At 46.3% G+C, this 10,722-nt stretch carries 12 protein-coding genes; all 12 read right to left on the reverse strand.

Annotated features, from left to right (window positions below):
* Positions 1 to 71: 71 nt before the first annotated feature.
* Positions 72 to 2,789 (reverse strand): type IA DNA topoisomerase, encoded by a 2,718-nt coding sequence (locus ACI1P2_RS23385; protein WP_355323219.1) that lies wholly within the window; start codon positions 2,787 to 2,789, stop codon positions 72 to 74.
* 20 nt (positions 2,790 to 2,809) lie between these two features.
* Complete coding sequence (locus tag ACI1P2_RS23390; protein ID WP_355323222.1) at positions 2,810 to 3,394, reverse strand: protein kinase family protein; 585 nt, start codon at positions 3,392 to 3,394, stop codon at positions 2,810 to 2,812.
* Between the two features lie 68 nt (positions 3,395 to 3,462).
* Positions 3,463 to 4,527 carry a GGDEF domain-containing protein gene (locus ACI1P2_RS23395; protein ID WP_355323225.1) on the reverse strand — a complete coding sequence of 355 codons (1,065 nt, stop codon included), beginning with the start codon at positions 4,525 to 4,527 and terminating at the stop codon, positions 3,463 to 3,465.
* Positions 4,528 to 4,557: 30 nt separating this feature from the next.
* Entirely contained in the window at positions 4,558 to 4,806 is a 249-nt protein-coding gene (locus ACI1P2_RS23400) for a hypothetical protein (RefSeq protein WP_355323229.1), read from the reverse strand.
* A 78-nt stretch (positions 4,807 to 4,884) separates the two neighbouring features.
* On the reverse strand, positions 4,885 to 5,610 hold the full coding sequence (locus ACI1P2_RS23405; RefSeq protein WP_355323231.1) for a restriction endonuclease: 726 nt from the start codon (positions 5,608 to 5,610) through the stop codon (positions 4,885 to 4,887).
* Entirely contained in the window at positions 5,610 to 6,317 is a 708-nt protein-coding gene (locus tag ACI1P2_RS23410) for a hypothetical protein (protein WP_355323234.1), read from the reverse strand. Before ACI1P2_RS23410 ends, ACI1P2_RS23405 begins: the two co-directional genes overlap by 1 nt.
* 315 nt (positions 6,318 to 6,632) lie before the next feature.
* On the reverse strand, positions 6,633 to 6,995 hold the full coding sequence (locus ACI1P2_RS23415; protein ID WP_355323237.1) for a hypothetical protein: 363 nt from the start codon (positions 6,993 to 6,995) through the stop codon (positions 6,633 to 6,635).
* A gap of 28 nt (positions 6,996 to 7,023) precedes the next feature.
* Positions 7,024 to 7,389 (reverse strand): hypothetical protein, encoded by a 366-nt coding sequence (locus ACI1P2_RS23420; RefSeq protein WP_355323240.1) that lies wholly within the window; start codon positions 7,387 to 7,389, stop codon positions 7,024 to 7,026.
* Positions 7,390 to 7,464: 75 nt separating this feature from the next.
* Entirely contained in the window at positions 7,465 to 8,403 is a 939-nt protein-coding gene (locus tag ACI1P2_RS23425) for a hypothetical protein (RefSeq protein WP_355323243.1), read from the reverse strand.
* Between the two features lie 158 nt (positions 8,404 to 8,561).
* Positions 8,562 to 9,641, reverse strand: a complete 1,080-nt coding sequence (locus ACI1P2_RS23430) for a tyrosine-type recombinase/integrase (RefSeq protein ID WP_355323246.1) — start codon at positions 9,639 to 9,641, stop codon at positions 8,562 to 8,564.
* 23 nt (positions 9,642 to 9,664) lie between these two features.
* Positions 9,665 to 10,300 carry a Fic/DOC family protein gene (locus ACI1P2_RS23435; RefSeq protein ID WP_355323249.1) on the reverse strand — a complete coding sequence of 212 codons (636 nt, stop codon included), beginning with the start codon at positions 10,298 to 10,300 and terminating at the stop codon, positions 9,665 to 9,667.
* Complete coding sequence (locus tag ACI1P2_RS23440) at positions 10,297 to 10,467, reverse strand: antitoxin VbhA family protein (protein ID WP_355323252.1); 171 nt, start codon at positions 10,465 to 10,467, stop codon at positions 10,297 to 10,299. The genes ACI1P2_RS23435 and ACI1P2_RS23440 overlap by 4 nt, the downstream gene beginning before the upstream one ends.
* Positions 10,468 to 10,722: the final 255 nt, after the last annotated feature.

The following is a 10,722-nucleotide window of genomic DNA, read 5'->3' on the forward strand; positions in this document are numbered from 1 at the left end:
TCACCAATGACGGTTGATATTAGTCTACTCAAAAATAGTCGATAGTATTCGTGCCTTCGATCAATAATCTCTTATTTCTTCGCTCCTTTCACAAACGAGAATCGATTGCCGTCCATATCATAGCCCAGCGCGGTATTAAAAGATCCGTTCTTGCCTCCCTTAAATCCTACCAGCTCATCCGTATGGCCACGTTTTAAAAGCTTCTTGATCTGTGCTGCTGTAATCTTCACGCCCAAGAACTCCTTTTGAAGCTTAAAGCTGCACCCCTCTTTTCGATTGCTGCAGCTATAATTCCACTGGGTCTCCTGAACGGGTTTCTGGCAACGCGGGCACTTCCCTAAACTCAGATCCTCAGCTTCCGGAAATCGACTGTCCAGCTTCCCATCACGCAGGAAGATATAGATTGAATACACGCCCTCTCCGCTGCTCTTCGGGACGTCTTTTAACAGCACTTCATTCCCGGCAAGCAGCGATTTCACCGTGCGTTCCGGAAGCTTCTGCTTCCGGAATTCTTTCGGTATCCTGAACTGGCAACCTTCCTTCCACCCACTGCAGCCAAAGCTGCTTGCACCCGGTATGACCGGCTTTTTACAGAGAGGGCAGCTCCCAATACTTTTATCTTCTACGGTAGGGAAACTCGTAGACAATTCCGCACCGTCCAGCTTCACCAATAGTTCATAGGTCTTCCCTTCCTTGGCTGCGGGGATATCCTTCAGCAGGATCTCTTTGCCGGCGAGCAGATCACTTGCCTGCTTTGCTCGGATGGTGGTTTTCCGGAATGACTTCCATATCGTAAATGTACATCCCTCTTTCCATCCGCTGCAGCCGTACCCTTTCTTTCCTTCAATCACAGCCTTCCCGCAGGCTGGACAATTCCCCAGGGACACCCGATTATCGAACAACGGTTTCCCCTGCAGCTTACGCTGCATCTGGTCCTGAAGCTTCTCCTTCATTTCAAGAATCGCATACGTAAATGCCTTGAATTCCTCCTGAACCGCTGCCGCCTGCAGGCTGCCGGCAGCTACTTGCTCCAGCTTTTGCTCAAACTCACCGGTGAGCTCAATGGAGGATAACGGATGATCATAGACCAGCTCCATAAAATGCCGCCCCTTATCCGTCAGGTACACCGCACTTTTTTCAATCCGGATATACTCATCCTTGGTCAGCTTGCTGATGATCTCATCTCGTGTGGCCGGCGTACCGATCCCTTTCTCCTTAATCTGCTGCAGGATCTCATCCTCCAGGTCATCGTCCTTCAGCAGCCGACCGGCATATTTCATCAGATTCAGCAGATCCGTATCCGTCAGGCGCTTAGGTTTGCTGGTTTGGCCAGTATGCAGCCCGCTTTGCCGCTGCTGAACAGCCTGGCCATCGTTCATATCCGGAATCCGCTGCTTGCTGCTCAGCTCGTCTGGATCTGCCTCCTCATCATCCTTTACGGCCGCGATATCTCTCCATCCGCGTTTTAGCGTAAATACTCCCTTTGAAGCAAATAATTCCCCGCCAGATCGGGTGATGACCTCCGTTTCCTGGTCAATCCCTTCCGGGTGGAAAGCCGCCAACGTGTGCTGAAGGATTAATTTATAGAGTTTTTCCTCATCCGGAGAAAGACGGTTCTTCTCATCTTCTTTGAATAGCTGCGGATCTCTCCCCGTTGGAATAATGGCATGGTGCTCCGCTGCCTTTGCATTATTTACAAACCGCTTGTTCCCCTTCAGACTCTCGATCGTCTCCGGAAAGAGCTCCTTGTACTGACTCGTCTGCCGGAGTTTATTCAAATTATCGGCCAGCTGATCCGCCGCATTCTCAGACAAATGCTGGCTGCTTCCCCTCGGGTAGGAGCAGTATTTCTTATCGTAAACAGCCTGCAGGAGCTTGGTGGTTTTATGAATATCGAAGCCAAGCAATTTCCGGGCAGCCGACTGAAGAGCTACTTTATCGAACAGCAATGGTGCCTGCCGGCGAACCTCTTTGGACCGGAAGCTCACCACTTCTGCGAGCTGGCCGTCGATCTTGGCCAACATTGCTTTGGCTTCCTGCTCGGTATCGAAGCGGTAGACTTTCCCTTCGCCTGGCTCTTCTTTAAACCACTGCCCCCGGTAAATCTCCTGGCCCGTGCTAAAATCCGCATACAAGGTAAAGAACGACTTGGGAATAAAATTCTCAATATCCCGCTCCCGGTCATACACAATCCGGAGCGTCGGTGTCTGCACCCTGCCGGCGGAAAGCCGGGTATTCTCCTGGAGCACTTCTCTGGCCAACACAGTGAAGAACCTGGTGGCCGTAATCCCCATCCAGAAGTCAGCAGCTGCGCGGACCTTGGCGGCGGCGGCCAGATTATCAAATTCGGAAGCGCTTCTCAGCTTCCGGAAGCCTTCTTTAATGGTTTCCGGAGTCAAGTCATCTATCCAAAGACGTTTGAGCTCCCCACGAAAGCCCACATGCTCCAAAATCGTTCGAGCAATATGCTCTCCTTCACGACCGGGATCCGTTGCGATAATACAACAATCCGCTTTCTTCAGGAGACCGGCAATCACCCGGAGCTGGTCTTTTTTATCCGGATCTTCCTCCATGAGAATCGGATCAGGCACAAAGGGTAGATTCTCTAAATTCCATTCCTTGTAGCCCGGATATGTATCAGGCGTTTTTTGCTGAATAATATGGCCAATCGCCCAAGTAACCACATCACCCGACTGCAGGGTAATGTAACCCTTCTCACGTTTCGCAATGCCCAGGGCGGAAGCAATATCACCGCCCATGGATGGCTTTTCTGCCAAAATAACCTTCAATTTAAACCCTCCCCAGAACCTTACCAAATGCTCAAAAATTCTTTGGCAATATTAATTTCTTCGTCGAAATGTTCGAGCAACCTTTCAAGCTCAATATCTACATCCGAGCCCCTTAAGACGTCATACTCGCCAAAGTCGATAAGCATTAACCTCTGAGTCTCTTTATCCCAAAACAAATGTTCCAATTTCATATCCCAGTCATACCGCTTACGCTCAATGGCCAGCCCCATTGCCTTCTTATATTGTTCTCTTATTTTCTCCAGCTCTTCTTCAGACAGCATGCCATTTTTCATAAGGATTTGAATATCTTGGCCAGGTACTTTTTGCATAATCAAAAACTCTTGCTCTTCATAGGCATACAACACAGGGAAGTATGCTATTCCCTGTAAATCTTTGAGAGCATCGATGTCATAGTCCCTTTTCCCTTTAGGGGTAAAACTCTTAAAAACAAGGTCATACCCTTCAATTTCAAATAACCAAGCTCTGTTTGCCTGAGTAGACATTAGGTCAAAGGAGCATTCGTTGAAAAAAAGAGTGTTGTCTCCTGTCTCCAAAACAGATCGCAGATCAGCAGGAAGATTCTTGATAAATTCGGTAGTTTTCATTCGATTCTCCTAACTTATTAATAGTAACTGAATGCAGCGCGTCTGATCTCCTTGAAAGCAGGTTTGAATTATACTTGTGACGGCACACTCATTTCCGGATCCTCTTCGACTTCTGGAGTCTCTACGAACTTCACAACTTTATTCTGGCCGGTATTCTTGGCCGAATCCAGGGCCTTTCTTGCCCGATTGAGCAATTCTTCTGCGCTCAGTCCTCCTTCATACCTGGCATAACCCATACTGACCGTAACGGCCGTGTTTTTCTCCACAGCGCCGCGTATCCGTTCGGCCAATAAAAAGGGATCTCCATGAACTTGCGTGAACACCGCAGCGATCCCCTCCCTCCCGTATCTTCCAGCAAACCCCTTACCTTGGCATTCATTCTGGATGTATTCAGCCACTTGCCGTAAAGCATCATCCTCTTGGGAACCATCGATATCAATCATCACCACTGCTATGATCTGACCGGATTCGGCTGCATCGAACGCCTTTTTCATAAATGATTTCTGATTGAACAGACCGGTTAAATCATCATGCATCGAATGGTGAGTTACCCCTTGCAGCACATCCAGGACCCGGTTGAATTGCAGGAGAAAAACAAAAGCGTAGGCAGTCAGCAGAAGGATTGAAGCAATATAAGTCTGCTGCGGCATAAAGCTTTCGATGGTAGCTGCTACGGCATATCCAGCAAAGTTAAACATCGATGCGGCATAAACGATTCTGTTTTGCATGGCCGGATAGACATAATAAAAGCAGTACACCGCATGGGCCAGAATGAAAAGAGTAGTCAGAATGATGCCAAGGGATCCATTCACGAAAGAAAATATCGTAGGGAGAACCAAGGCAATAAGTGCCGGCGCCAGGTACTCTATGAGTGGTATTCCTTTCTTCGTGTGGTAATAGCGATAGATGGACATCTGGACCCATAAAAAGGCACCTGCCGTCACCCCTAAGATAATGGCAGAGTTCCCCTGATGCTTTGCCTGCAGGAGCCCGATAATCAGCTGCACAATGAAAGCAGCTGCGTATGAACTGGCAAGTTGCAAGTAAACTGGATGCCCCCATCGTCGGTACATAACAAGCGCTTGGAGTAGAAGAACAGCAATGAGCGTTTCAACAACCGTTATGATCCCCAAATGATTTCATCCTTTGCTATAAATTTACTATTATTCTGAGCTTAGATCTGCAGATCCGTCTGCATTTGTATGCTCCCTGGAATTAAAGGGAAGCACCCTCGAAACATGAGTAATGTCCTTAATTCGGACCCATTCCGTAGCTGAGTCCGAAATGATTTTGACAAGTGACTCATTGTCCGCCATTCTCACTTTGCCGAAACGGCGGGAACCATCACTCTCACGTATGGTTACATATTCATCGTTTTCTGCAGCCTGCCGCAGCTCTCTCTTTATATTCATCGGCTTCTCCTTGAAAAGTAATTGGTTTACGATCAAAAAAAAGGAGTATTTATGCAAAGGCGCAAATACTCCTTAATCTCACGAAATAGCCTTAATGTTCCTGCACTTCGGAAATGCACTGCACCCGTAGAACTCCCCCTTTGAGCCTTTTCTTAGAACCATAGGGCTCCCGCAACGGCTGCACGTTTGAGCTCGCGTAGGATTTTCCTGAATGATCTGTTTCGGAGCCGGAACTGCACCTGGGTTCATTTTCAAAATCATCTCAACAAGCTCTCTGCGGCCAATTAACCGAACGCTATTGGACTTGGCCAAATTACGTGCAGCTTCAGTGTAATCGCGATTGGATAATACCCAAGCTTCTGATGCTCCGTAGTAGTTCAGCGAGCTGTGAACCTGTTGAACGGCCTCAATTCCGACACTCTTACTGTAACGTTTAGCTTGTACGACGATCTTTTTACCCGCCTTCTCAAGCACTAAATCGGCCCCGTAATCTCCGGCCGCGCGAGTCACTTTGACTGAATATCCCTGTGATTTGAACAAGTGGCCAAGATAAAGCTCGAATTGCCTTCCGTCCATTTTATCGATATCGGCGATCCCAGATTTTTTTAGTCGTTCAACATGCTTTTGCTGCCGCACGATCATGAACACAATGACAATGGCAATCATGATAAATGCGACAATGAGAGAAGCATTCAACGATTTCGTGAGATAATAGGTTCCCAAGAATCCCCCGAATCCAAAGAACCCGAATAATGCTTTTTGGAATTCCTCTTGCTGTTTAGCTTTACTTTTTCGTCTGGCCATTAGAACTTATCCTCCTGATCCGACACTGCCACTGGCAAACCATTTAATACTGGCTGAACATGATTTTGAAGCAACTCGTCAAGCAACTTAACCAAAGCTTTCTTTGTGTAACACTTCTCTAAATGTTTCCAAACATCATTGGTATACGGATCAAGCCAACCAGGACGAATACTCTCTTCCTTGGGCAAGTACACCCAGGAAAAAGGAATCTCAAACGAATCTGTACCGACAAGGCTATGCCCGACACCTATCGGGGTCCTAACGTCTGACCGGATAACCATCGTAAGATTAATTAAAAAGTATTTTCCGTTTTTTTCATTGTGGAGGGATTCAATTTCCGGCTTGCTTATCCGCTCGATCTTATGGCTTCCAGACGGAAAGGCGGCGTACCGTTCCACCAGCTTTCTAGGAACATGACTCTCCGGAGTGTCCCATTCATCCCAAGGCTCGAAAAAGTAATCCGGATCTCGAATCATGGCCTCATAACTATTAACCTCGTTTCGATATTTTTCACAATCTTTGCAGAATCCGCAATTCAAACAGACTTCTTCATGGCCCATAAACTTGCATTCTTGTTTCTCCTTCGAAAGCGGCATTACAGTATCACATTTTGGGCACCGACCCAACGAGCATTGAATGCAAAAACGAGACGACTTATGCAGCATGTTTGTTTCATATCCACGACCACAAGATTCACATGTCAACATGGTGAATCTCCTCCTTCTAGTAATGACTCTTATTATTTTTAAGTCACAAAGGCTCGCCGAGGCGGATCCTCCGTTTTTTTATACATTGTTAGGTTTAACCATATTCCCGTATCAATTCATAGGCAACTATAGCAGCCAAGAACGAAAACAAAAGGATTTTAATTAAACGAACACCGTTAAGCATAACCCATTCATCAATCTTTTTTTCATTCGCCTTTATCACTCCTCAAAAGATTCATAGATTTAGATTGCCGTTTTTTCATGCTTTACGAAATATGGATCAGCTCCGGATGCGGTGTGTATTGATGAAGAAATCTAAAACCTCCTTTTCCCTTCACGATTGATCCGATGGGTATTCCAGAACATGATAAGTAGGAAAGCTGTCAGCAGAATATAGCCCACGAAAGTGAGCCAGCCCGGAAGTTGATCCCGATGGGACAATATCAGTGGCCATAAACCTAAAAGTACTAAAAGGACACCAGTCCAAGTTTGACCACCATAATACCCTTTGTTAACCTTATCAATCTCTGTAAGGATCCCTTCTTTTTCAGAGTTCCCTTCTGGATCAACGGCAGGCACGAAAGTGGATAAGCGGTATTTACAATGAATAACAATACCAATCCCCACGGCTATAAGTAAAACAAGGCACCAATCCATTACATCGAAAGAAGCAATCATTTATTCTCTTCTCCTATTTGTCCAGTTCTCATTTTGACTTACTACCTGAAAACCAAAATGCAACATCTGCAGCAACACAAACCGCCAGAACAACGGGTAGCAAAGCTGGGTTCATAATGAGAACGATACCAAAGCTTATCACTGCCACCGCTACTGTAAAATCAACCACGGCTCCAATAGCGTTGGATACCTTATGTATCGTCAATGACCCCGTTTTTTTCACTTCAGCCTCTACATTCTTTACAAAGGTAGATACATCAGCAGGTATTGTGATGCCCAGATCAACACACTTCTCCAAAATTTGTCCCTTCAGTATAATATAAGTAAACCAAGTTACCATGGCATTGACTGAATATTGAGGCATTTTGAATAACACGATATCCTCCGTCAACACGTTCTACAGATGGATTTGTCAACTTTACCCCTCCTCCAGGATGTCTGAGCGAATCCGCTCCAATCCATTGATTACTCAACCTTTGATCCGAACCAAATGCCCCTCGCTGATCGAAAACCATTCATCACGGGACGAGTGAATCGTAATCGGATTGTCCTGATCAAACCCCCACTCATACCTTCCCTTTATCCAACCATCCCCAAACTTAACCTCAATGTAGCTGCCTGCGTGTACAGACACGCCATGGACAAAATGCCGCAAACCGTTGGCATTTCCTTCATGGCCAAGCGTAATCGGACCTTCAATCATTCCTTCTTTTTTGGGTTGCGGGGTCATCGGGTCTTTTTCGCCTACCCACTTTTTGACTTTAAGACGCTCTCCAGGGAGCGGTTCCACCCAGTCCGCGTCATAATAGTACGTCCCTGTTTGATTGCCGAAATTCTCTGCCGTAAACAAGATCCGGAGTTCATTAAATATGGGCACCGTGACAATTTCCTCTCCAACCTCGGGAAACCTCTGCTCGATTAAGTCGGACCAGACCCTGGATATAAACTCATCGTTGCTATTTAATTCAAACCGTGGCAAAGTACGCATGAACTCGGAACGTTTTTTACCGACCGCCTCCGTATCTTCTTCTTGCGAACGCGTCCGGAAGGGATAGAGCAAGCTCAAGCCAAAGTGATACAAATGGATGGCAATCCGATTGGCCATTAACTCGTCCACCAAGAGCTTGAGCATCGTAAGACGATCCGCTTTCTTTTCAGCGTACAGGTATAGATCATACCGACGACCGAGGTTTTTAAAGAATCTTTCTGGATAAATATATTCATATTGGGATGAGCCCAATGAATCGGCCTCGGACTCCTGGAACGAATTGTTCCACCGCCGTACAATCACAGGCCACTCGGTACCCGCATAACCGTACATTCCATGGTTCATGATTTGCTGGAAAAAATCATTAAGCTTAAGTAGGTGCTCTTCAAAATTTATCGATTTGCTTTCCTTTTTGGCCATAATCATTCATTCTCCTTTTTATATCGGTACAGTCCCGACAAGTTATAATCCCCTGGTAAATAATGTGATACACTGGGAACGACTCAGTTGTATTTCAAGCATTCCAAGATTATATTCACTTTCTCCGCAGCGCCTGATTAGGGAACAGCTGAAACAAATTATAAATCCTCAACAAAACCAGCACTTCTTTCCGCCGGTGGTTTAGTGTACAGCGGCAGGTATCGAGGATTTCGGTGGCGTGCAGCTCTGACCAAATCCTCCTGACTCACATCTGGCTGTTTGGCCAGCTCATTCAGAAATGTATGGCGCAAATCATGCGGCCGCAGCGGTGAAATCTTTCTATTCTCATCTTTTTGCTCAGCATCGTGCCACTTACCAATTTCCTCAAGGATACCGTTAATTCTTCTTGGATGTATTCGTCCGTCGGGCCTCCTCTTCGGCTGAGTGATCACACTCAAAAACAAAGCCTTTGTCTCTCTTGACTCGTCCATGGGACGTTCATGCCGCAAGTAATCGGCCAAAGCGTTACGAGCATCTGCTGACAGGTAGACCGTCCCCTCGGTTTTCCCTTTACCGCGCACCTTAACAATCCTGGCTCCGCGGGCAGTAGGCATAAGATCCGGATCATTAGGTACCACTTGGTCTATGTCAATATTGACCAGCTCCTCACGCCGGAGGCCAGTTGAAAGAAATACATATACCATGGCTCGGTCCCTCTTCGGGCGGGCATATGATTTTAGTTTACTCCGCTCATCCACCCTATTCCGATCCTCTTTTAGATGAAATCTTTCTAAACGGTCACATATATTTTTGAGAGACAAAATCTGCTGCGGAGTGAGGGTTCGCGGTTCCGGATCCGGAAGCATTATTTCCCGAATGCCCTTCATCGGATCATGATTGATTAAGTACGGAACTCTTCCTCTTAACCAGGTAATGTATCCGGAAAGCGTGCTTTGGTGATTGTTTACAGTAGATGCTGCATACCCACTACCGCCTTCATCTTCGGGTAAATATAATTGATCAAGCCAGGCGACAACATCCCTTTTCACAAGAGCGGTTACTTTGTCATGGCCATATCTCTCTTCAAAATACTGAATAAAACGGAGCAGCTGCCGCCGCACTTTCTTTACGTCACTGTGTTGCTCAATTATTTCTTCTTCCATATACTTGTCGAACCATAGCATCATGCTATCTTCAGCAGCTTCATAGGCGCGGAATTTCTTTGCTGTATTATCCATTATGTAACCTCCGTTCCTCTACATCATCTTGATCTATCACGATCCCCTGCTCTCAGATAACGTTCACGAATAGCCTGATCAGGTATGTGGTTCACCAAGCTGTCTCCTATTACTTTTGAAAGCTCCTTGGTATCGGCCACTGAACGAATGGACGCCCGAAGAGCAATATCTTTGTCCACTCTTGTCCAATCCACTTCATAACCGCTATGAGCGGCAAGCTGCCGAATGAACTCCCGCTGGGTACGTCCATTACCCTCACGAAAGGGATGAAGAACATTGATCTCCGCCATATAATGAGCAGCGCGATCGCTGAACTGATCAGCAGGCGTATTTAGCAAAAAATTTTCCTTGGCCAGACCGGAAAACAACTCTCGGCCAGCATCCTCTATAAACCTGGAATCTGCAAATGAAAAGGTATCTTTTGCTATGTTTTCTTTTCTCAGTTGACCTGCAAACGGGTAAACGTCCTGAAAAACGTGATAATGTATATTCTGTAGGTGGCCCAGATCTAACTTCCCTCTCATCGGCTTTAAGTACATCTGTGCAATACGGCGTGACGATACAATGTCTTCAAATAGACTTAGCTTTTCTTGATCTTGAATGCCAGGTTTGTTTTTAAGCACATCAGTTCCTGGATAGGTGTAGATAGATTGCATCATTCCATCACCCTGCGCAGAGCTGCATTCAGAAACTCCTGCTCTGTTAATTCTCCTTGCATCTGTCGCTTGATCAAATCCTGAGCGTCTTCACTCAACACCCTCCCCTCAATGGCCAAGGTTGCAGTTGCGTACTTAATTGCTCGAATAATAATAACAGATTTATCCATATGAACCCCTCTTTTCTTCCGTGCTATGAAATGTTTGACTTAGACACCTTATATCAGATCCTCATACTCCTATTTTACCATAGTTCGCCAACAAAACATAGCACAGAAGGGACTTTATGTGCTATGTTTTGTTGATTGCCGTTTTACTGGATAGCATGCCTGCAGGAGAATCACGGGCACTGTGTGCAGCCGCTCTTCTCCTGGGGTGTAGCGATGCTCTCGTAATCGGGCGGCGTAACCTGGCAGCGGCGTACC

The organism is Paenibacillus jiangxiensis (assembly GCF_046098255.1).
Lineage (GTDB): Bacteria > Bacillota > Bacilli > Paenibacillales > Paenibacillaceae > Paenibacillus > Paenibacillus jiagnxiensis.